Annotated in this window: 21 protein-coding genes and 1 pseudogene; 18 read left to right on the plus strand and 4 right to left on the minus strand. The window is 45.2% G+C overall.

The annotated features are described in order from the left end of the window. Positions 1-240 precede the first annotated feature (240 nt). Entirely contained in the window at positions 241-1,524 is a 1,284-nt protein-coding gene (locus J7E38_RS03800; RefSeq protein ID WP_214704983.1) for a M48 family metallopeptidase, read from the plus strand. Between the two features lie 102 nt (positions 1,525-1,626). On the opposite strand, the gene J7E38_RS03805 is transcribed toward J7E38_RS03800, so the two are convergent. Continuing rightward, positions 1,627-1,863 carry an IDEAL domain-containing protein gene (locus J7E38_RS03805; protein ID WP_214704982.1) on the minus strand — a complete coding sequence of 79 codons (237 nt, stop codon included), beginning with the start codon at positions 1,861-1,863 and terminating at the stop codon, positions 1,627-1,629. Between the two features lie 191 nt (positions 1,864-2,054). On the opposite strand from J7E38_RS03805, the gene J7E38_RS03810 reads away from it, so the two are divergent. Further along, positions 2,055-2,633: a competence protein ComK gene (locus J7E38_RS03810; protein ID WP_214704981.1), complete on the plus strand. Its 579-nt coding sequence runs from the start codon at positions 2,055-2,057 to the stop codon at positions 2,631-2,633. Between the two features lie 24 nt (positions 2,634-2,657). On the opposite strand, the gene J7E38_RS03815 is transcribed toward J7E38_RS03810, so the two are convergent. Beyond that, a complete protein-coding gene (locus tag J7E38_RS03815) occupies positions 2,658-3,050 on the minus strand; it encodes a YhjD family protein (RefSeq protein WP_214704980.1) in 393 nt (130 codons plus the stop codon). A gap of 244 nt (positions 3,051-3,294) precedes the next feature. Between J7E38_RS03815 and J7E38_RS03820 the strand changes: the two genes are divergently transcribed. From J7E38_RS03820 to J7E38_RS03840, 5 genes are all read left to right on the plus strand, one after another. After that, a complete protein-coding gene (locus J7E38_RS03820; RefSeq protein WP_214704979.1) occupies positions 3,295-5,277 on the plus strand; it encodes a S9 family peptidase in 1,983 nt (660 codons plus the stop codon). A 973-nt stretch (positions 5,278-6,250) separates the two neighbouring features. Continuing rightward, entirely contained in the window at positions 6,251-7,189 is a 939-nt protein-coding gene (locus J7E38_RS03825) for an LCP family protein (RefSeq protein WP_214704978.1), read from the plus strand. A 105-nt stretch (positions 7,190-7,294) separates the two neighbouring features. Continuing rightward, positions 7,295-7,903, plus strand: coding sequence for a TVP38/TMEM64 family protein (locus J7E38_RS03830; protein ID WP_214704977.1), 609 nt, complete (start codon positions 7,295-7,297; stop codon positions 7,901-7,903). A 40-nt stretch (positions 7,904-7,943) separates the two neighbouring features. Next, the gene (lepB, locus tag J7E38_RS03835) at positions 7,944-8,498 is read left to right on the plus strand and encodes a signal peptidase I (protein ID WP_214704976.1); all 555 of its coding nucleotides are present in this window, start codon (positions 7,944-7,946) and stop codon (positions 8,496-8,498) included. A gap of 100 nt (positions 8,499-8,598) precedes the next feature. Beyond that, positions 8,599-11,829, plus strand: a complete 3,231-nt coding sequence (locus J7E38_RS03840) for a winged helix-turn-helix domain-containing protein (RefSeq protein ID WP_214704975.1) — start codon at positions 8,599-8,601, stop codon at positions 11,827-11,829. A gap of 21 nt (positions 11,830-11,850) precedes the next feature. Here J7E38_RS03840 and J7E38_RS03845 read toward each other — a convergent pair whose 3' ends face one another. Both J7E38_RS03845 and J7E38_RS03850 read right to left on the minus strand, forming a co-directional pair. Next, positions 11,851-12,168, minus strand: a complete 318-nt coding sequence (locus J7E38_RS03845) for a hypothetical protein (protein ID WP_214704974.1) — start codon at positions 12,166-12,168, stop codon at positions 11,851-11,853. A 98-nt stretch (positions 12,169-12,266) separates the two neighbouring features. Continuing rightward, a complete protein-coding gene (locus tag J7E38_RS03850; protein ID WP_214704973.1) occupies positions 12,267-12,524 on the minus strand; it encodes a DUF3949 domain-containing protein in 258 nt (85 codons plus the stop codon). Positions 12,525-12,683: 159 nt separating this feature from the next. Between J7E38_RS03850 and J7E38_RS03855 the strand changes: the two genes are divergently transcribed. The 11 genes and pseudogenes from J7E38_RS03855 to J7E38_RS03905 all read left to right on the plus strand — a co-directional run bounded on the left by J7E38_RS03855 (position 12,684) and on the right by J7E38_RS03905 (position 21,335). Then, the gene (locus J7E38_RS03855) at positions 12,684-13,928 is read left to right on the plus strand and encodes a substrate-binding domain-containing protein (protein WP_214704972.1); all 1,245 of its coding nucleotides are present in this window, start codon (positions 12,684-12,686) and stop codon (positions 13,926-13,928) included. A gap of 238 nt (positions 13,929-14,166) precedes the next feature. Further along, on the plus strand, positions 14,167-14,940 hold the full coding sequence (locus tag J7E38_RS03860) for an ABC transporter ATP-binding protein (protein WP_214704971.1): 774 nt from the start codon (positions 14,167-14,169) through the stop codon (positions 14,938-14,940). After that, positions 14,918-15,625, plus strand: coding sequence for an ABC transporter ATP-binding protein (locus J7E38_RS03865; protein WP_214704970.1), 708 nt, complete (start codon positions 14,918-14,920; stop codon positions 15,623-15,625). The genes J7E38_RS03860 and J7E38_RS03865 overlap by 23 nt, the downstream gene beginning before the upstream one ends. A 17-nt stretch (positions 15,626-15,642) precedes the next feature. Next, positions 15,643-16,502 (plus strand): annotated as a pseudogene (locus J7E38_RS03870) (branched-chain amino acid ABC transporter permease). A gap of 16 nt (positions 16,503-16,518) precedes the next feature. Then, positions 16,519-17,520: a branched-chain amino acid ABC transporter permease gene (locus J7E38_RS03875; RefSeq protein ID WP_251030209.1), complete on the plus strand. Its 1,002-nt coding sequence runs from the start codon at positions 16,519-16,521 to the stop codon at positions 17,518-17,520. Next, positions 17,520-17,699, plus strand: a complete 180-nt coding sequence (locus J7E38_RS03880) for a hypothetical protein (protein WP_214704966.1) — start codon at positions 17,520-17,522, stop codon at positions 17,697-17,699. Before J7E38_RS03875 ends, J7E38_RS03880 begins: the two co-directional genes overlap by 1 nt. 45 nt (positions 17,700-17,744) lie before the next feature. Beyond that, positions 17,745-18,761, plus strand: coding sequence for a 3-oxoacyl-ACP synthase (locus J7E38_RS03885; protein WP_214704965.1), 1,017 nt, complete (start codon positions 17,745-17,747; stop codon positions 18,759-18,761). Beyond that, positions 18,762-19,664 (plus strand): intracellular short-chain-length polyhydroxyalkanoate depolymerase, encoded by a 903-nt coding sequence (gene phaZ, locus J7E38_RS03890; RefSeq protein WP_214704964.1) that lies wholly within the window; start codon positions 18,762-18,764, stop codon positions 19,662-19,664. It begins immediately after the preceding gene. A 12-nt stretch (positions 19,665-19,676) separates the two neighbouring features. Beyond that, a complete protein-coding gene (gene fabG, locus J7E38_RS03895; protein WP_214704963.1) occupies positions 19,677-20,417 on the plus strand; it encodes a 3-oxoacyl-ACP reductase FabG in 741 nt (246 codons plus the stop codon). Then, positions 20,417-20,653, plus strand: a complete 237-nt coding sequence (locus tag J7E38_RS03900) for a hypothetical protein (RefSeq protein ID WP_214704962.1) — start codon at positions 20,417-20,419, stop codon at positions 20,651-20,653. Before fabG ends, J7E38_RS03900 begins: the two co-directional genes overlap by 1 nt. A gap of 349 nt (positions 20,654-21,002) precedes the next feature. Then, complete coding sequence (locus J7E38_RS03905) at positions 21,003-21,335, plus strand: hypothetical protein (RefSeq protein ID WP_214704961.1); 333 nt, start codon at positions 21,003-21,005, stop codon at positions 21,333-21,335. The last annotated feature ends 15 nt before the right edge of the window (positions 21,336-21,350 follow it).

Here is a 21,350-nt window from a genome sequence, read left to right on the forward strand (position 1 = left end):
GAAAGATACCCTTATGCAAGCCAATACAACTCTATAAGGGCATCATTCAGGTGAAAAGATACCCTTATGCGAGGCAACCCACCTCCATAAGGGCACCATTCAAGGGGAAAGAAGCGAATTGGAGGTTACGCCTGCATAAACTTTCTTGCCAATTGTCCCTGTATTCAATAACTTGTTCTATTTTTAGGACAAAGGATTAAAATAGTTATAGACATGGTTGTAGGTAAAGGGGGAGAAGCTATGGCGAGAAAGATGGGTTTTTATGGTGTGATCGCCTATGTGCTCTATGGTTTTGCGGTGTACTGGTATTTATTTTACTTTGCAGATAGTAATCTTCCATTTGAGTTTGAGGGGTCGAGGGCTGACCCGGCAACATTCCTGAACGGGAGAGAACTTATGCTGAGCGAGGAATTCTCGAAGGTCAGGAATTTATTGTTCTTCCTGTCTACGCCCTTTGAGTGGCTGTTTTACTTTTTGATTCTGCTGCTCGGGCTCTCTAAAGCTTTTAAGAAATGGGGAGAAGAGACGTCGAAGAATAAGATTGGCCAGACTGCGATCTATTTAATCTGGCTTTCATTCTTTGCCTATCTGGCGACTTTTCCTCTAAGTTACATCAGTTACACCCTTTCCAAGACTTATAATATATCCACACAGTCCTTTGCCTCCTGGATGAAGGACGAATTGATCGATTTCTGGGTCAATTATGCCATGATGTTTGTGATTGTCATTGTCCTGTACTGGCTGATGAACAAGTTCAAGCGGTTTTGGTGGCTGTTTGCCTGGCTGGTTTCCGTGCCGTTCACTTTGTTTATCATGTTCTTGCAGCCTGTTGTGATCGACCCGCTTTACAATGATTTTTCCCCGCTGAAAAATAAAGAGCTGGAGACAAAAATCCTTGATCTTGCCGGGCAGGCGAAAATCCCTGCTGAGCATGTATTCGAAGTGGATATGGCAGAAAAGACGAATTCCCTTAATGCCTATGTGACGGGAATCGGGTCCAATTCAAGAATTGTTCTCTGGGATACGACATTGAATAAATTGAATGATGATCAAATCTTGTTCATAATGGCCCATGAAATGGCCCATTACGTGGAAAAACATATATACATCGGGATTGCCGGATACCTGTTGATGTCCTTGTTCGGTCTCTACTTTGTCTCGAGATTGATGAATTGGGCAATTGATCGATGGGGCAAGGAATTCAAACTGGAGCATCCTGGTGACTTGAGGTCACTGCCATTGTTCCTGATGTTCCTATCAATGATCATGTTTGCCGCAAGCCCTGTCTCCAACCTTGTGTCACGCTACCAGGAAACTCGTGCAGACCGTTATGCGATTGAAATGACGGAAAACACCGATGCGGCGATTTCTGCTTTCCAGGAACTGACGAAGGCCGGACTCAGTCAGGTTGATCCGCCTTGGCTGGTAAAAATCTTCCGCTACGGCCATCCAACCATGCTGGAGAGAATTTCGAGACTTGAGGAGTATGAAATCCAGAAGAGGAATGAACTGGAAGATGAATAGTGGGACCCTCTAGCCGAGGGTTTCTTTTTTTCGTTTAAAAGGAGTAAAGGCATTTTTATTTCAAGATAATAAAAAACCCCCGATATAGGGGATTTCACTCATTTATGTTCCAAATTGTTTGTTCAGATCCTTCAACTCTTCCGTCAAAGTCAAAAACAGGATTTTGTCACGGTCATCTATCGCTTTGTCGATTCTGGTCATCAATTTTTCTCTTTTGGTATTCAGCTGAATTTCTGAGATTAACATGTCAACATACAGGTCCAGAACAAATGATTCCTTGGCTTTGATGCGTTTCATCACACTGGCCTTCATCGTTTCAGAATACGATTTCTCTTTCATTGACCTCACCTCTTAGACCTTTTTTATATTATATGGAGGATTGAAAAGATAATCAACTAAATTTTTATAATTTTTAGAAAATTTTTATCAGGATATTATTTGTGGCTAAAAACGGAACTTTATTTGTTTTTAAAGAAAATTTTAGCAATTATGTTAAAATAGGGTGTAAGGTATTTTTAGGAGGTGAAGGAATGACAGGGAACTCAAGGAATTTAGTAGATGAATATGAAATAAACCCTTTTACGATGATTATTCTACCTGAAGAATACGGCAGCAGGATTTACTCGAGGGTCATTGAGCTGGAGGAGGAGTATGTTTCCCCTTTCAGGCCGATAGATATTATCAAAAAAAGCTGCAGATATTTTGGAAGCAGTTATGAAGGCAGGAAAGAAGGAACAAAACAGCTTACCGGGATCACCCATAAAACCCCGATCATTATCGACCCTATAAGCTCCATCTATTTCATGCCGACAAGCTCACCAACAAAGCCGGACTGCATTTGGGTATCGCATGAGCATGTGTTGTTCCATAAGAAAGTGGATGCCCAAAGTACACAAGTTACCTTCAGGAACAAGAAGACCATGATTCTGCCGGTATCCCATCATTCATTCGAAAATCAGCTGCTTCGGACATCCATGCTGCGCACTAAATTCATGCAGCGGATGAAAGAAACTGAACGGAAAGCACTGTACCTTCTGCATGGACCTAAATTCAATGACTCGCAAGGCTATCCACATGTTAATCTGGTCAGCGAGGTATATAAAGACTAAAAAAGCTAAAGGGAATCCGGTTGTTCAGCCGGATTCTTTTTCAATTGTTCCCAAATTCGGGTCAAATCGTTTGAAAAGGTAGTGGATCATCAATTCCTGAACTTTGTTGCGGATGCGGGGATTGAAGTAATTATGGTGTTCTTCGTATCCTTTGTAAATGAAGAGAAACATGGTGAAGGCATCATCCCGTTTTACTTCCTCAACCTTCAGCTGATTCTTTTTAAGGTAGGCTTTCACTTGTGCGAGCTCTTTCTGTACGGCTTTCATTGTTTCTTCGATTAGCTCCAAATAAGGCTTCTTTAATTTAAATGGACTATTTTCAACGACAGAAAGATCCCGATTGAGCACGACCAGCACCATCGGCAAATAGATGGCCTGTTCCATCATATCGCGGTCTTTTTCAGGAATCCTTGTCATTTTGCTCTGCCCCTTCGATATATAATAAGAACATCTGTTCGTAATTATCGTAATGGATTTTGAACAGGATTTCAAGAGGATAAAAAATTTTTCTTGTAGTAACATCTTTTCCAAAATGACAATAAACTTACAGAGTTGCTGATTCAGCAGCTAAAAAGTTTCGTTCTGAAGCAGGAAATATATTTCTGTTAACGAAATAATAATGTAGTAGCATCAATTTTACATTGGAAGGATGACTAGCAGGATGGAAAAAAGATTGATCAAGGCAGAAGATTTATTTGAGTTGAAATCCGTTACAGACCCCCAGTTTTCACCGGATGGTAAAAAGTGTGTGTTTGTGCAGACTGAGATGTTGGAGAAGAAGAATGATTATGCCTCCAATCTATACATAACTGATATAGAAAATGGCGGGGAGCCGAAACAATGGACCTATGGGGAAAACCGCAGTCAATCACCACGTTGGTCACCGGACGGGACGAAGCTCGCATTCGTGTCGAACCGCAGCGGGAAGAATCAAATTTTTGTCCTGGATGCAGCTGGCGGAGAGGCAAAGCAGGTGACCGATTTCAAGAATGGTGCCAGTGGCCCAGTGTGGTCTCCAGACGGTAAAAAAATTGCTTGTTCCGTCTCTTTAAAACCAGACGAGGATTTGTTGGAGAAAGCAGACGAGAAGAAGGATGACAAGAAGCTCGAGCCGTTCGTGGCTGAGGAAATGAAATATAAATCAGATGCTGCAGGCTTCTGGGATGGCAAGTACAGACAGATTGTGATCGTGAATGTTGAAGATGGAGCGGCAGAGCTGGCTGTAAAAGGAGAGGCAGATTACCATCTGCAGTGTTGGTCTCCTGATGGCAAAAGCTTTGTTATATCGGCAGATGAGTCTCCGCAACGGGATTTTTCATTCAAAAGTGACCTATTTCTGATGGACATCAAGTCAGGAGATAAAACAAAGATTACGAATGGCAAAGGATACTTTGGCAATGCAGTTTTTTCTCCAGATGGAAAATACATTGGCTATACAGGGCATGAAAGGGAATTTGAGAATGCAACATTAAGCCAGTTATATATTCGGGACATGGAGACTGGCAATGTGCAATGCATCACGGAAAACATGGATATTCTTGTCGGTGACGCTGTTGCGGCGGATTTCCAACAGGGAGCCCACAGCCCGGGATTGATCTGGGGTGAAGACAGTGAAAGCCTTTATTTCCTGGCGACCGACCAGGGCAACACTGTCTTATATTTTGCTAACCTGAATGGAGAAGTGTATCCTGCTCTGCTTGATCAGCAGCATGTATATGGTTATACACTGGACCGGAAAAATCAGAGAATTGTTGCCGCAATCAGCAACCCGGTGATTCCAGGGGAACTGTTCCAATTGGAAGTAACCACTGGTGAAAAGAAGCAGCTGACCTCAATGAACGAAAAATTCCTGGATTCTATTACTTTATCTCAGCCAGAACAGATTTCGTTCCAGGCCAGTGATGGTACGCCGCTCCACGGATGGATCATGAAGCCGGCTGGGTATGAAGAGGGTAAAAAATATCCGCTGATCCTTGAAGTTCACGGCGGCCCGCACGCGATGTATGGAAACTCTTATTTTAACGAGTTCCAGGTCCTTGCGGCAGAAGGATATGGAGTTCTTTATATCAATCCTCGCGGCAGCCACGGCTATGGGCAGCAGTTCGTCAATGCCGTGCGTGGGGATTACGGCGGAGGAGATTACCAGGACGTCATGGATGCCGTCGATTATGCGCTGGAAAACTACGAATTCATTGACAGTGATCGATTGGGAGTGACCGGCGGCAGCTATGGCGGATTCATGACCAACTGGATCGTCGGCCATACAGACAGATTCAAGGCAGCCGTCACCCAGCGCTCGATTTCAAACTGGATCAGCTTCTATGGTGTAAGTGATATCGGCTACTATTTTACCGAGTGGCAGATTCAATCGGACCTCAGTAATCTGGAGACACTGTGGAAGCATTCACCGCTCGCCTATGTGGATAAAGTCAATACACCGCTATTGATTCTTCACAGCGAAAAGGACTACCGCTGCCCGATTGAACAAGCAGAACAGCTTTTCATCGCCTTGAAAAGGCAGGGAAAGGAAACGAAGTTCATCCGCTTCCCTGAATCAAACCACGAGCTATCAAGAAGCGGAAAGCCGAATCTGCGATTAAGTCGCCTGCAGTCCATCGTCGACTGGTTTAATGAATATCTTTAAATAAGGTGCAAGTAGACTAACTAAGTTTACGTTAACTAAGAAAAGAGAGGGAATAAGTCGTATTGACTTATTTTCTCTTTTTTTTGGAAACTATTAGATTATTTGACTAGATAAGTAATATTTAGTAATTTACTAATATTGGAATTTAAAGGAGCGAAGTATCGCAAAACACTGACTAACTTGCATTGTCATTTGGATTGGATAATCTCCAAGTGGAAATATGAAAGAAGATGATTTTCGGATGCATTTTTCAAAAACAAAGGGGGTGGTTTGATTGGAAATAGTAAACCTAGATAAAAATTTTAAAAAATATGTAATGCATATACCATCTGAAAATGAAATATCGAATTTCATGGTGCTAGTTCTTTTTGATAAAAGGCTTATATGGAGTAGTGGCATCTGTTGGTTCTATAGTTATCATGCAAAAATTAGCATATGGGATGTTAGGTATAAGATCTCCGTTATTTTTTATTCTTTCGTTTTTAGGATATGGTATAGTCTTATATTTCTTTTTTAGAGATCAGATTAAAAAGGTTTATGCAGAAAAAAGTAAGAAAAACAAGAAGAAGCGAGGGTCCAAGGTAGTATCAGGTACTGTTTCAACATTTTCATTTCTAGGTTACTTATTGGCGACAATGAGCTTACGTTTTGTTTCTGATAACACTGTAGCTATTGTTTTAATCAGTGGTTATATTATGATTTCATACATTATGATGTACCACATGTTCGAATTACATCGGTATTATTTAATTAGGAGGTTGAAGAAAAATATACAATAAAGTGAGATATAAAATAAATGATAAAGAATCATCTTCACCGTTAGTGTTCTGCTCAAAAAAATTTTAAACCCGCGGCAAACCCATGCCGCGGATTTTTTTTGAAAATTTCACCAGAAAAGTTTAAGGTTATAGTGAAAGAAGGAAAATACTATAAATGACGTTTTTCAATAACTATAATCGGAAGGAACTTTCATATGAGATCTGATAGACACCAGCATAAGAAAAAAAGAAAAAGAATCAGGTGGTCCAGCGTTTTTTTGCTGTTGTTCCTCCTGGCGGGGGCCATGTTGCTCTACTCCTATATGCAGTACCGCTCTGGAGTGAATGATTCGGAAGAGGCTGCGAATCAAAATAAGCAGGAATACCATTTTAATGGCGAGCGTGACCGGAACGGACTGACAAATATTCTGTTGATCGGCAGTGATGCCAGAGGAAAGGAAGCTTCGCGTTCGGATACAATCATGATTGCCAGTTATAATCCGGATACAGAATCTTATAAATTGACCTCGATTATGAGGGACACATATGTGGAAATTCCAGGGCATGGGATGAATAAAATCAATGCGGCCTTTGCGCTTGGCGGGCCGGAATTATTGAGACAGACAATCAAGGACAATTTTGATGTCAGCCTCCAATATTATTCGATCGTTGATTTCGAAGGATTTGTCCGCCTGATTGATGAAGCATTTCCTGAAGGTGTTGAAGTCAATGTGGAAAAGGAAATGTCAAAGGGAATAGGGGTAACCTTGGAGCCTGGTGTGCAAAGGCTGGATGGAAAACATCTGCTTGGATATGTCCGCTTCCGACAGGATGCAGTCGGGGACTTTGGCCGAGTCGAACGTCAGCAAAGTGTCATAAAAGAGGTCGGCAAGGAGTTTGCCAGCATCCAGACGTTGCCAAAGCTGCCTAAACTCGTAGGAGTAGTCACTCCTTTCGTCAATACCAATATGGATACCGGTGATATCTTGTTCATGGGAAAAGGCCTGATTTCAAAAGACAACAGGAATATTGAAACAATGAGAATCCCGGTTGAAGGGTCATTTGAGGATCAGAGGGTGAGCGGTGCCGGAGCCGTGCTGGCGATTGATTTAGAAGCCAACAGACAGGCCCTGGAGGAATTTTTAGCTAAATAACTGTGGGTTTCTGATTAGAGGTGTACAATCGTCTCTATGAGGTAAATAGAAAATAAGGATTAAGATGCATGCCGACCAGAAGGTTGTTTGGACAAGGAGATTTCAATGGACGTTGAATGGATGAAAGAGTGGTTTACAATTGAAAAAGTTATGGAGCTGCTCAGCGAGTACCGTTCCTTTGGGCCGATTCCGGGGATTTTGCTGCCGATGCTTGAAGCATTTTTGCCATTCCTGCCGTTGTTTTTATTTGTCATGGCGAATGCGAATGCATTTGGACTGTGGTTTGGGTTTCTTTTTTCCTGGACTGGTGCGGTACTCGGGGCGTTGCTCGTATTTTGGATTTTTCGCCGATATGGCCAGGGAAGACTTCTCAGGTTTTTACAGCGGCACCAAAAAGTCCAGAAAGGGATGGATTGGATTGAACGCCATGGTTTCGGACCGATTTTCCTGATGCTGTGTTTTCCTTTTACTCCTTCTGCCCTCGTCAATATTGTCGCCGGGCTTTCAAGAATCAGCATGCCCCAGTATATGCTTGCTGTCATCACGGGAAAAATGGTGATGATTTTTACCATCAGCTTCGTTGGCTATGATATTCGCGCTTTAATCACCAATCCGGCACGGACTGCCCTCGTTCTGGTGGTAATTGCCATCCTTTGGTATATCGGCAAAAGAATCGAAGTAAAAATGAATATGAGTGTTCCGAAAAAACGATGAATGAAAACAGGATCAGGTTGACAGGTGGTGGATGCAGAGGATGAGAGAAGCAATGAAAAGAGAAGGTACAGAGTGGATCAAGGCTTTTTCGCTTGGAATCATCTTATTTGTCTTCATAAGAATCTTCTTTTTTTCCAATTACGTGGTTGAAGGGGAGTCGATGCTCCCGACCTTGGAGGATGGAAACAAAGTCGTTGTCAACAAGTTGGGATATGAGACGGAGGATCTTGACCGGTTTGATGTGATCGTCTTCCATGCGAATGAAGACGAAGACTTTGTGAAGCGGGTGATCGGGCTGCCGGGAGACCGGATTGAGTATCGAAAGGACCGGTTATTCATCAATGGAAAGAAAGTGGATGAACCATTTCTGAAGCAGTATCGTGACCAATCACCAGGAGGTTATTTGACCGGTGATTTTACCCTAGAGGATTTGACCGGAGTTGAAACGGTGCCGGAAGGGAAATTATTTGTACTTGGTGATAATCGGCTCGGCAGCTGGGACAGCAGACAATTTGGATTCATTTCGGAAAAGCAGGTGGTGGGCAAGGTAAATCTTCGCTACTGGCCGCTTGAAGAAATGGATATAAAGTTTTGAGATTTGCTTCTATGGGAAAAGACTCGTCAAATTTCGAGTCTTTTTTTATTTTCCGTATGCTAGACTAGCATCATTATAATAAAAACAGGGCGGAGATTATATGCAGGGAACATTGCCATTGATCAAAACAAAGCTGATTGTCCCCAGTTTGCAGGAACAATGGATCAGGCGAGCGGATTTTTCGAAAAAAATGAAAGCGATTACCGAAAAGCGGCTGACCATCATCCAGGCAGGGGCGGGTTATGGGAAGAGTACTGCTCTCGCGATGCATGTCAGGGACCAAAACGAGCAATGCTGCTGGTATACAATCACTTCTTCCGATGACGATATTCTCCCGTTTTTATCCTATTTGACAGCCTCGATCCAAACCTTGTTCCCGGACTTTGGCCTTGAATTAACAGCCTATATGAAAAAGATGGACCGCTATATAAGGGAAGAGGAATTAAGCATGCTCTCTTCGCTTTTCATCAACGAAACCTTGCAAATACCTGCTCCAATTATCGTCATCCTGGATGACTTCCACGCAATAGAACATTCCTACCATATCAATGTCTGGATGGAAAAGCTGCTTGAGCATATGCCAGACCATCTTCATCTCGTCATTTCGACGAGGACGAAACCGGGATGGAAGGTTCTTGCCAAAATGAAGGCAAGGAATGAGCTGAATGAGATTTCGAAAAGCGATTTGATTTTTGGCAAGGAGGAAATCGAATTACTTCTTTCGGATTATTATCAAATGACAATCAGTGATGAACAAATTGACCAGTTGTACAAAATTACTGAAGGCTGGGTCATTGCGGTCGGGATGATAGCCCAGCAGCTGCCTCATCTTCATAGTCTCGATGACCTTTTAACAGAGCCTGCAAAGTCGCTGGAGGATTTGTTTCAATACCTGGTTCATGAAGTATTCTCGAAACAGCCTCCGATGATCCAGCAGTTCCTGGAGCAGACCTGCATTTTCGAGGAAATCAGCTCTGAAGTCTGTGATCACATCCTTGGCATGAATAGTTCAGTCCAGATGCTGCAGCAGTTGGCCGCGAAAAACCTGTTCATTCATCAGGTTGGCGAGAACCAGTTTCGATATCATTCCCTATTCCGTGAGTTTCTCGAGAATCGGCTGCTCACAAACCGGCCAGAGCATTATCAGTATTTAATTTTGAACAGCGGACGTTATTTTGAAAAGAACGGACAGTGGGAAGAAGCCTTATACTGCTACGAAAAGGCCGGCCAATATGATGCAGCAGCAGCGATCATGGATGAACAGGGGTTGGAACTGCTTGAGAGGGGTAAACTCGAGAACCTGCAGGAGCGGCTGGCAAAAATTCCAATGGAAAATAAAAACCGCTATTGTTCCCTCTTATTCCTGGAAGGTGAGGTATATCGCTACCGGTCCATGTATCAGCAGGCGGAAAGATGCTATGAAAAAGCGATCCAGACAGCCGTGAGTACCGGTGATGTGGAGTGGGAGAGCAGGGCGCTTGAAGGAAAAGCAAAAATATATCTTGATACCATTCAGCCTCTGAAGGCGGAACGCATTTTGGCCAGGGCAATCGAACTCAGGGAAACAGCAAGGCTTGAAGACGCAGCGAAGGAAACGGGAAGGCTGTACAGGCTTCTTGCCGAAAACCTGATCAATTCCGGGCAGGCAGTGAAAGCTGAAAAATGGATTGAACGGGCGAGGTCTATGGGGGTGCAGATTGAAGACGGGAACCTGGAGGCTCGTCTGTACCTTAGGACCGGCCGATTCGCTGAGACCCGGAGGATTTTAACGGATTTAAAAGGAGTGGATAAGCTCCATCTGCCTCAATCCCATCGGGAAACAGATTTGCTGCTGGCATTGATTGAAGCTTTTACAGGGAATGGCATGCAGGCGAAGATTCTGTCCCAGTCAGGCATTGAACATGGAATCAACAGCAAAGCGCCATTTGTGGAGGCGTGCGGATGGATCAGGATGGGGCATGCCGTTCAGCTGATTGATCAATACGACCTGGAGCTAGCCGAAAAGTGCTATGAAACTGCACTCGATATTATGGGCCGTCTGAGCATTGAAAGAGGAAAGGCTGAACCGCTGATGGGCCTTTGCATCCTTTATGGGTCAAGAAGGGAATATGAGCGTTCTGCCGAGGCTGGGAGAAAGGCGCTTCTGGAAACGGAACAGGTGAAGGATGTTTGGCTTTCTGCCTTGATCACACTTTGCATGGCCATATCGGCCATTTACAATGACAGGTTCAAGGAGGCGGCTGAGTTCCTGAGAAAAACAGAGGAATTGTTCAATCAGTGCGGTGATGAGTATGGCAAAATGCTGCTGTCATTCTGGGATTCAGTTCTATATTTCAATTTAGGCGATGAAAAAGGCTTCAAAACGGCATTCACCAGCTTTTTAAAACGGATGAAGACCGGTGCATATGAATTTTTCCTCAAAAAGAAGACGACATTTGGCCCACGTGACTTGCAGATCCTCTCCCCGATGCTGATTCATGCAATGAAGCTGTCAATCGTTCCGGCATATACGGAGAAGCTTATGGAGGATTTAAAAATTCCGCGCTTGAATGCCCATCCTGGCTATACATTAAGGGTCCAGACTCTGGGGCAATTCCGTCTCTGGCTTGGGGATAGGGAAGTGGAGGACCGGAGCTGGCAAAGAGGGAAGGCGAAAGAGCTTTTCCAGCTTTTCCTGACAAAGAGGAATCAGTTCCTGATGAAGGAAGATATCTTTCAGATTCTGTGGCCAGCATATGAGGATAAGAATGCAGATAGGGATTTCAAAGTCGCGTTGAATGCTTTGAACAATGTCCTTGAACCTGCACGTAAGGCAAGGGCGGCGCCGTTTTTCATCATCAGGGATGGGACTGGTTATGGCATCAATCCCCATGCAGCGCTAGAGCTGGATTCACGCCTTTTCGAAGAATGGGCAGAAACCGGTCTTGAAGAGAAGAACACGGAAAAATCAATAGAGGAACTAGAGCGCGCATTGCATTTATATAATGGGGATTATCTCCCGGAACGGAGGTATGAAGACTGGTGCATCAATGAGCGGGAAAGGCTGCTGGTCTATTTTTTGCGCAGTGCCGAGAAACTGGCACAGCTGAATGTAAGGCGGGAAAATTATGACTCTGCCATCCACTGGTGCCAAAAAATCCTCCGCAAGGATCGAACATGGGAGGAAGCGTACAGACTTTTGATGTTTTGCTATTATCGAAAAAACAATCGCCCTCAGGCAATCCGCTGGTATAGGAAGTGCTGCGAGGTGCTGGAGGAAGAGCTGGGTGTCACTCCCCTAGAACCGACCAGGCATATGTATGACATGATCATTGAGGGAACGAATGCGTGACCTCATAAGCAGAGGTTCTGATTATACAACTGTTAGGACCCTGTCAAAATAACTTTTCAGCATCAGCCATCTAGCAGGATAGGTTATGGCAAAGTCATTGATTGACTGATCTGAATACATCAGCAGGCAATCAATCTGCCTTTTGTGGAACTGCAAGTCATAGAGCAGGGCATGGGGGATTGTATAATGTTCATACAGCTGAAATGGATTCAGTTTTACCGGCTCTACTCTTTCTTTTTGAATAAAATCAGCCAGGGCATTTTGCTGGATTTCAAAGCTCTCATCCCTGGTACATCCATTTATATGAATCTGTTCATTAATCAAATAGATAGCTTCCATAAAAAATCCCCTCCGTATTTTTAGGCATTTAGTCCAATTATCGCCATAAAAATAGGAGGGGATACTTTTTTATTTGAAACTTCCAATAGATAAATCTTTTATCGGTGCCTGATTTTATAAATGATTCCCGCGATAATATTGGCCGGCAGAAACAACGGATTCGACTGCAGGTTCAGGTGCAGGACTTCTTCCTGGACAGGCATTTCCTCATACATTTCACTCTGGGTTTGCTTTCTCCTTTTCTTTGAATCTTCCATACTTTTTATGTACCTATATTGAATCGGTGTCATGATGCCTGTTGTGATGAGCAATGGCAGACCGAAAAGGATGATAAGAAACCAGAATATAGAATCCATTGAAGTTGTCCCCCTTTAAGTATGTATATTCTTATACGGAAAAATCTCTGGATAGTTTCATATTTTTCAAATCTGCTGTAACTCATTTGTAACTGCAATTTTTTAAGATGATGTCAAAGCTTGCGGCTTTGATGCACCACTTTTAAAGGGGGAGAGGAAATGAAAGCGGGTAAACGGAATTTTGCTTTATCTTTTATGCTGATCTTGGTCCTGTTGTTTACGAGTGCCTGTAGCGGATCGGGAACGGAGAAGTCAAGTGGAACAGATGGAAAAGAAGGGAAGGATGAACCGAAAAACACGGAACCGATCAAAATCGGTGTTCTGGCTTCGCAAACAGGAGGGCTTGAGGCTTATGGCAAGCAGACACTCCGCGGGTTCGAGCTTGGTCTGGAATATGCTACTGACGGAACCAATGAAGTAGCCGGCCGTAAAATTCAATTCATTGTCGAAGATACAGAAACCAAACCAGAGGTAGCTGTCCAGAAAGCGACAAAGCTGCTTGAAGAGGATGAAGTGGATTTCCTTGTCGGTTCATCAAGCTCTGGTGACACACTAGCAGTCCTGCCGTTGGCTGAGGAATATGAAAAGATCATGATTGTAGAACCTGCAGTGGCAGACAGCATTACCGGTTCCGAATTCAATGAATATATTTTCCGTACAGCGCGGAACTCTTCACAGGATGCTGTAGCGGGTGCTGCGGCAATTGCCAAGAAAGGCGTGAAAATCGCCACTCTGGCACCGGATTATTCATTTGGCCGTGATGGCGTCTCGGCTTTCAAGGAAGCAGCAGAAAAACTGGGCGCTGAAATCATCCATGAAGAATATGCAGATCCGGCTGCAACGGACTTTACATCGAACATCCAGAAAATCATCGACCAGAAGCCGGATTACTTATTCGTCGTCTGGGCTGGCGCCAACTCACCGTGGAACCAGATTGCTGACATGAAGGTTCAGGAAAAAGGCATCAAAATTTCCACCGGTGCTCCTGATATCGCTGCCCTTTCAACTATGGAACCACTGATTGGCATGGAAGGCTTCACTGTTTATTATCATGATCTTCCGCAAAATGACATCAATAAATGGCTCGTGGACGAACATAAAAAACGCTTTAATGGCGAACTGCCTGATCTGTTCACTCCAGGAGGCATGACAGCTGCGATGGCAATCGTAGAAGCGTTGAAGAAAACCGAAGGCGACGCGGACTCCAAGAAACTGATCAAAACCATGGAAGGCATGAGTTTTGACACTCCGAAGGGCAAGATGACATTCCGTGAAGAGGACCATCAGGCACTCCAGGCATTATACGCCATCAAGCTGGAGAAAAAGGATGGAGTCAACTATCCAGTTCCAGTCCTGATCCGTGAACTGTCACCGGAAGAAACAGCTCCTCCGGTACGGAACTAATCAGAAAAGCGGAAGCCCCTTGGTCAGCCCCGACAAGCGCTGGAGGGCCGACCGGTGAAGTCGCTTTTTGACTTCATTGGGCGGACCGAAGCGTCTCGAGGGGCTAGGCGCTGGAGCTGGCCAATTCTTGAAGTGAATTTTACACTTTCGATTTTAAAAGTAACATAATGAACTTCGGTAAATCAGCCGGAGTTCATTATGCTTTTACTCCAATATTCTAAGGGTGGTGAACGAAAGCATGGCGGCAATTCTGGAAACAAAAGATCTTAGCATAACATTTGGCGGCCATACCGCGGTGGACTCTGTCAGCATCTCGGTACCCCCTAACCATTTCAAATCGATCATCGGGCCAAACGGCGCGGGAAAGACGACTTTCTTTAACCTGTTGAGCGGCCAGCTCACTCCGACCGAAGGACAGGTCTTCTTTAAGGGCAGTGAGATTACCAGGCTGTCACCGACCAAAAGGACGAGGGCCGGAATCGGGCGCTCCTTCCAGATCACCAATGTCTTTCCAAACCTGACGGTGATGGAAAATGTCCGGCTTGCGGTCCAATCGCATGAGGGAATCCGCTATCAAATGCTTAAACACTTCCGATCCTATCATAAATTCGAGGAGCAGGCAGAGGAGTGGCTAAAGCTTGTGCTGTTGGATGACAGGAAGGATGCACTTGCGAGGAATCTTGCCCATGGGGAAAAAAGAAAGCTTGAGATCGCGATGCTGCTTGCTTTGAACACAGAAGTGCTCTTGCTTGATGAACCTACAGCGGGAATGTCACTTGAAGAGGTGCCGGCCATTCTTGACGTCATCCGTAAAATCAAACAACGGGGCGACAGGACGATTATATTGATCGAGCACAAGATGGATATGATCATGGATCTCTCTGATACGATCATGGTGTTGTTCAACGGCGCCTTGCTTGCTGACGGAACTCCTGAAGAAATCATGAAAAATGAGACAGTCCAGTCTGCATATTTGGGAGGGTTGCATAGTGAGCACGCTGCTAAAGCTTGATCAAATACAAACATTCATCGGCCAGTACCATATCCTTCAAGGAGTATCTTTTGAGGTACCGAAGGGGGAAGTGACAGTACTTCTTGGCCGTAATGGCGCCGGGAAGACAACGACTCTCAGGACCATCATGGGATTGAATCCGGCTGCCAAAGGATCTGTTTTATTTAAAGGTGAGGAAATCAAGAGCCTGCCAACCTACTCAATCGCCAATAAAGGGATCGGATATGTGCCGGAAGACCAGGGGATTTTTGCTGACCTGACCGTCGAAGAGAACATCAAGGTGGCAGTCAAGAAAGAAAATGATGAGACCAGGCAGCGTCTTGACTGGATACTGGATCTGTTCCCTGACTTGAAAAAGTTTTGGAACAAGCCAGGCGGACTGCTGAGCGGAGGGCAAAAACAAATGCTGTCGATCGCTAGGGCCTATGTCAATGACAATGAATTGCTGCTGATTGATGAGCCAAGCAAGGGCCTTGCCCCCATTGTCGTTGAGAAGGTCATGGAATCGATCCAGCAAATGAAAGAAAAAACGACCATCATCCTCGTGGAGCAGAATTTCATGATGGCCAGCACGATCGGAGACAGCTTCTACATCATTGATGATGGCAGGACGGTTTCGAACGGCTCGATGAATGTTCTGCGGGAGGATGAAGAAATGAGAAGGAAGTATCTCGGGATTGCCTGAGAAAGGGGGAAGCAAGTGTGGACGTTTTGATTAACCTGAGCCTTAACGGCCTTGCCACAGGAATGCTGATCTTCCTTCTGGCAGCCGGTCTCACTTTGATTTTTGGCCTGATGGATGTGCTTAACTTTGCCCACGGCGGCTTGTTTGCCTGGGGAGCCTACAGCGGGATTTGGATTTATACCTCGACCGGCAGCTTTTTTGCCGGGATCATCGGTGCCATCCTTACGGGCATGATTCTTGGAATCGTTACGGAGCGGTGGATCATCAAGCCGGTATATGGCAATCACGTACAGCAAATTTTGATCACGCTCGGTTTGATGCTTGTTTTATCCGAAATGTTAAAAGTCGTCTGGGGACCGAACCAGATTTCAGCAGCCACGCCTGATTATCTGTCTGGCAGCTGGGAGTTTGGCGGAATTATCATCATCAAATACCGTGTTTTCATCATTGCCGTCGGGTTCGCTGTTTTCCTTGCCGTCCAATATTTGCTGAAAAAGACAAAGATTGGTCTCGTTGTCGTGCGGGTGTCATGAACAAAGAAATGGTCCAATCGCTGGGAATCAACATTCAGAAGGTCTTTATGTTTGTATTTATGATCGGGGCAGGCATGGCGTCACTCGGCGGAATGCTGCTCGGTCCCTATTCTGGCGTGATTTATGCCGATATGGGCATGGAGTTTGCCATCCTCGCGTTCATCGTTGTCGTCATCGGCGGCATGGGCAGCTTTACTGGCTCGGTGATGGCGGCGATTTTAGTCGGACTGTCGGGTTCTTTCATGGCCTATTATGTACCGGATCTGGCACTGGCTGCGAACATGCTGCTGATGGCAGTCGTGCTGATTTTCAGGCCTCAGGGCTTGTTCGGGGCAAAGGGGTGAAGCGGAAATGACAAAAATGTTTTCAAATCGCATGAACATATTCTATTTACTGGCTGCCGTGTTTTTGGCTGTTCTCCCTTTTGTCTATGACTCAAGGAGCATGCTCATCCTGCTCTCCCAGGTTTTCATTTTTGCCGTGCTTGCGATGAGCTATGACATCCTGCTTGGATACACGGGCATCGTCTCCTTCGGGCATGCAATGTTTTTCGGGATCGGAGCTTACACTGTGGGTGTCTTCATGAAAAGATTCGAACCGGAAACGAGCTATTTTTTGCTGGCGGTACTGGTCACGATTTTACTGACAGCGCTTGTCAGTTATTTTGTCGGCCTGCTAACGCTGAGGCTGAAAAGCCATTTTTACGCCATGCTGACGCTGGCCTTTTCCGGGCTGTTCCTCGTGCTTGCTGAAAAATGGCGGAAAGTCACGTATGGAAATGATGGATTCACCTTCAGGGTACCGGACTTTTTAAAGGACCGGACAGATTTTTACCTGATTTGCCTTGGATCCATGGTGATTGTGTTCATTTTAATGAAAAGGTTCACGAACTCTCCGCTTGGAAAAGTGCTTCAGGCAATCCGGGAAAATGAGCAGAGAACAGAGTCACTGGGATACAGCGTCCTGCAGTATAAGGTCATTGCAAGTGTGGTGTCCGGAGTGATTGCAGGGATTGCAGGAATTTTGTATGCCGTCTCCCTCAGGTTTGTCAATACGAGTGTATTCACGATGGATATCACTCTCGACGCCTTGCTGATGACAATCATCGGCGGAGTCGGAACGCTGGTAGGTGCCATCATAGGAGCCGGGATCATCGAATTCTCCCACCACTGGCTGACAGAGCTGGCAAAGGTTCACTGGATCTTTGAAAGATGGATCATTTTCTTTGGAATCATTTATATTCTGGCCGTCATGTTCTTCCCGATGGGGATTGTCGGTTCCCTAAAGAAATTGAAATTCAGCAGGAAAAAGAAAGAGCCTGCTTCCTTAAATTCGGATGCCGTCAGTCAGGGCGAGTCATGATGGAGATGCAGCAAGTCACCTCTTTTGTACTCCGCTTCCAGCTAGCAGACATTGAAATCGAGAGCGGCAGAAAATATTGGCGGGTCAAGGTCACCCATGTGCAGGATGAAAAAGAAGCCTTGTTTCAATCGATCGATGAGGCAATGGCCTATATCAAGGAAATTGTAGGAGAGTGCTAGTTTTTACAGGGAGAGAATGAGCCATTTGCAAGGAGGGCTGAAAACGTGCAAATCGGGATCGTCAGCACAGGAATCTATCTTCCGGAAACATATATAACAGGAGCGGAAATTGCCCGAGCAGCAGGAATTCCGGAAAGGGTTGTGGAAGAAAAAATGGGAATCAAGAAAAAGCCTGTTCCCGGTCCGGAAGACCATACATGTGAGATGGGAATCAGGGCTGCAAAGACGGCGATTGAAAAAGCGGGGATCGACCCGATGGAGATCGATCTGGTGATCTATATTGGTGAGGAATACAAGGAGTATCCATTATGGACTGCCGGAATCAAGCTTCAGGAAGAAATCGGCGCCCATAATGCCTGGGCATTTGATACAGCAGTGCGTTGCGGTACGACAGTCATGGCAATGAAACTTGCCAGGGGCATGATGCTGTCAGACCCTGATATCCAAACGGTTCTGCTGGCTGGCGGCTACCGGAACGGGGATTTCATCGATTACCAGAATCCGAGGACCCGGTTCATGTACAATCTCGGGGCAGGCGGCGGGGCGATTTTACTGAAAAAGGGCCATCAGGAAAACCTGCTGTTCGAAACAGAAATGATCACTGATGGGTCTTTTTCCGAGGATGTCGTCGTGGTTGCCGGGGGAACAAAAAATCCGCTTTCAGCAGAGAATCTGGAACAGGGTCATTACCAGCTTGATGTGCTTGATCCTCAGGGAATGAAAGAAAGGCTGGAGAAAAAGTCGATGGCCAACTTCCTGAAGGTCATCCGCCGGTCTGTGGAAAAAAGCGGTTTTTCAGAAAAAGATATTTCATACATTGCGATGCTGCATATGAAGCGTTCCGCGCACCAGTTTGTTTTACAGGAATTAGGACTAGGTGAATCAAATTCTATTTATCTCGAAAACTATGGACATATCGGCCAGATTGACCAGATCCTGTCGCTGGAACTGGCTGAAAAGGCAGGAAAGCTGAAGGACGGGGATATTGTAGTCCTTGTAAGTGCAGGAATAGGCTATGCATGGGGAGCAACGACTATACGCTGGGGGAAGGGTGAAGCTTGAATGGAGAGAACGGCTGTCGAATTGAAAAAGGTTGATTTGCCAAACGGCGAAAGCATTACTTATCGGGAACGGAACGGCGGCGTGAAAAACGTGCTGCTGATCCATGGAAACATGACATCGTCGAAGCATTGGGATGTGCTGATTGATCAGATGGATCCTGAGTATAAAATTTATGCGATGGACCTGAGGGGATTCGGAGGCTCGAGTTATTATAAGCCCATCATGTCGATCAAGGATTTTTCCGATGATGTAAAGCTGTTTGTCGACGAAATTGGCTTAAAGGATTTTGCACTCGTTGGCTGGTCGACCGGTGGTGCGGTAGGAATGCAGTTTGCTGCTGATTATCCTGGCTATTGCGAGAAACTTGTGCTGCTGGCATCTGCGTCAACGAGAGGCTACCCGTTCTTCGGCACAAGTCCGGAAGGCTTGCCTGATCTGGACAATCGACTTATGACGTATGAGGATGTTAAGGCGGATACTGGAAAAACGATTGCTGTCCAGACAGCCTACGACGAGCAGAATAGAGGATTTTTAAAGGCAATGTGGAATATGTTGATTTATACCGAGCGTCAGCCGGAAGCGGCACATTATGAAGAGTATGTCGATGATATGCTGACACAGCGAAATCTGGCTGAGGTCTATCATTCTCTCAACAGTTTCAATATCAGTGGTGTCGATAACGGTCTGGGGATGGGAACAGATCAGGTGAAGGATATCCAGATTCCGGTCCTTGTCCTCCGCGGCGACCGCGACCTCGTTGTCACAAGCAAGATGGCTGACGAAATTGTCGAGGACTTTGCAGGTCGTGCAAGATTTGCAGAGTTGAAAAATTGCGGCCACTCTCCACTTGTGGATGATCTGGACCAGCTGTTAAAGCATATCGAGGGATTTTTAGCAGAATAGGAAGGTGTTTTTATGAGATTGCAGGATAAAGTAGCGATCATTACCGGAGCGGCAAATGGAATTGGCCTTGCCGCAGCGAAAACTTTTGCCCGTGAAGGCGCACGGGTGGCAATGGCAGATTTTGATGAGGAAACAGGATCACAGCGCGCAGCCGAGCTTAAAGCAGAAGGCTATGATGCAGCCTTTTTCCAGGTGAACGTCGCTGATAAGGATAGCGTGGATGACATGGTAAAGGAAGTTCTCAGTCATTTTGGCAAGATTGATATTCTTGTAAATAATGCAGGGATCACAAGGGACGGAATGCTGCACAAGCTTGCTGCCGAGGATTTCCAGAAGGTTGTTGATGTCAACCTGACAGGTGTTTTCCATTGCGCCCAGGCCGTTGTCCCGGCGATGGTCCAGCAGGGATCAGGAAGAATCATCAATACATCTTCCGTTTCCGGCATATACGGCAATGTCGGCCAGACCAACTACGCAGCAACAAAAGCAGGTGTCGTCGGAATGACGAAAACCTGGGCAAAAGAGCTCGGCCGCAAAGGAATCAATGTCAATGCCGTCGCTCCAGGATTCATAGAGACCGGCATGACAGCCAAAGTACCGGATAAAGTGATCGAGCAAATGAAAATGCTCGTGCCGCTCGGCAGACTGGGCTTGCCAGAAGATATCGCAAATGCCTACCTCTTCCTGGCCTCAGATGAATCGAAATATGTGAATGGCACCACCCTCCATGTAGATGGCGGAATCATGATGTAATGCTTGAAAAAGCGCACTTGCTGCGCTTTTTTATTTTGGGGTTAGGGGCAACGGGGATTAAATCTGTTCTAACGGGGATTAAAACTAATCCAACGAGGAATAAACCTTTTTCAACGAGGAATAAAACGCCTGTAACGGGGATTAAATCTTTTTTAACCATGAAAATGCAGCCAACAGGGGAGTATGATTTACAGACCTGGATTGATTTTGAGCCACCGGATATAAATCTAAACTAACCGGAGATAAAATTAAGCCAACTGGAGATAAATCTCTTCCAACCGGAGATAAAATTAAGCCAACTGGAGATAAAATCAAGCTAGCCGGGAATAAATTCAAATCAGCCGAAAAAAATCAGTTAAAAAACTTCTCCAACCGGCAGAACGTCACCCAACCGGCATTTAAATCAATCCAATTAGTATTAAAATCAAACCAACTGCTATGAAAACATCCATAGCCCTCTAAAATGAGCCAAAATTATCTTAGGAAATTTGTTATAGTGGCTTTTACATGCACCCCACCTATAATTAATGGTTAACTTCCCTCCAAAAGTGGTAAATGGTATAAAAAAAGATTGAGGTGCTGTACATGGAAGAGCAAAAACAGAAGTATTACTTTAATATAGAAAGCGGCGAGGTGCTGGATACTCCAGCAGATCAGGAGGGCCATTTCTTCACGTTGATCGCGACAGGAGAGGAAATCAAGGACATGCGTGAGTATCTGGAAGCGAACTATAAAGCGGACTGGGCGACTTACGGGAACTCCCATCTGCACCCTTTCCAGGATCCGGATCGGGAACATGCGGAATATGACATGGCCTTGAAGGAGATTTACGCAATGGTGTACAGACTTGGCGATGCCGAGGCAAAGAATCATGTGAGAAATATGGGCATCTTATCAGAAGAAGAGTTAATTAAATAGACGAACCGAACACCA

Source organism: Bacillus sp. ISL-35, assembly GCF_018613355.1.
Lineage (GTDB): Bacteria > Bacillota > Bacilli > Bacillales > Cytobacillaceae > Mesobacillus.

Bases quoted from the DNA above. Each gene is read 5' to 3' on its own strand.
- J7E38_RS03800 (WP_214704983.1), top strand. From the start codon at position 241: ATGGCGAGAAAGATGGGTTTTTATGGTGTGATCGCCTATGTGCTCTAT.
- J7E38_RS03840 (WP_214704975.1), top strand. From the start codon at position 8,599: ATGCAGGGAACATTGCCATTGATCAAAACAAAGCTGATTGTCCCCAGT.
- J7E38_RS03805 (WP_214704982.1), bottom strand. From the start codon at position 1,863: ATGAAAGAGAAATCGTATTCTGAAACGATGAAGGCCAGTGTGATGAAA.
- J7E38_RS03855 (WP_214704972.1), top strand. From the start codon at position 12,684: ATGAAAGCGGGTAAACGGAATTTTGCTTTATCTTTTATGCTGATCTTG.
- J7E38_RS03830 (WP_214704977.1), top strand. From the start codon at position 7,295: ATGGACGTTGAATGGATGAAAGAGTGGTTTACAATTGAAAAAGTTATG.
- phaZ (WP_214704964.1), top strand. From the start codon at position 18,762: ATGGAGAGAACGGCTGTCGAATTGAAAAAGGTTGATTTGCCAAACGGC.
- J7E38_RS03905 (WP_214704961.1), top strand. From the start codon at position 21,003: ATGGAAGAGCAAAAACAGAAGTATTACTTTAATATAGAAAGCGGCGAG.
- J7E38_RS03845 (WP_214704974.1), bottom strand. From the start codon at position 12,168: ATGGAAGCTATCTATTTGATTAATGAACAGATTCATATAAATGGATGT.
- J7E38_RS03900 (WP_214704962.1), top strand. From the start codon at position 20,417: ATGCTTGAAAAAGCGCACTTGCTGCGCTTTTTTATTTTGGGGTTAGGG.
- lepB (WP_214704976.1), top strand. From the start codon at position 7,944: ATGAGAGAAGCAATGAAAAGAGAAGGTACAGAGTGGATCAAGGCTTTT.
- fabG (WP_214704963.1), top strand. From the start codon at position 19,677: ATGAGATTGCAGGATAAAGTAGCGATCATTACCGGAGCGGCAAATGGA.
- J7E38_RS03825 (WP_214704978.1), top strand. From the start codon at position 6,251: ATGAGATCTGATAGACACCAGCATAAGAAAAAAAGAAAAAGAATCAGG.
- J7E38_RS03820 (WP_214704979.1), top strand. From the start codon at position 3,295: ATGGAAAAAAGATTGATCAAGGCAGAAGATTTATTTGAGTTGAAATCC.
- J7E38_RS03860 (WP_214704971.1), top strand. From the start codon at position 14,167: ATGGCGGCAATTCTGGAAACAAAAGATCTTAGCATAACATTTGGCGGC.
- J7E38_RS03880 (WP_214704966.1), top strand. From the start codon at position 17,520: ATGGAGATGCAGCAAGTCACCTCTTTTGTACTCCGCTTCCAGCTAGCA.
- J7E38_RS03875 (WP_251030209.1), top strand. From the start codon at position 16,519: ATGTTTTCAAATCGCATGAACATATTCTATTTACTGGCTGCCGTGTTT.
- J7E38_RS03810 (WP_214704981.1), top strand. From the start codon at position 2,055: ATGACAGGGAACTCAAGGAATTTAGTAGATGAATATGAAATAAACCCT.
- J7E38_RS03815 (WP_214704980.1), bottom strand. From the start codon at position 3,050: ATGACAAGGATTCCTGAAAAAGACCGCGATATGATGGAACAGGCCATC.
- J7E38_RS03850 (WP_214704973.1), bottom strand. From the start codon at position 12,524: ATGGATTCTATATTCTGGTTTCTTATCATCCTTTTCGGTCTGCCATTG.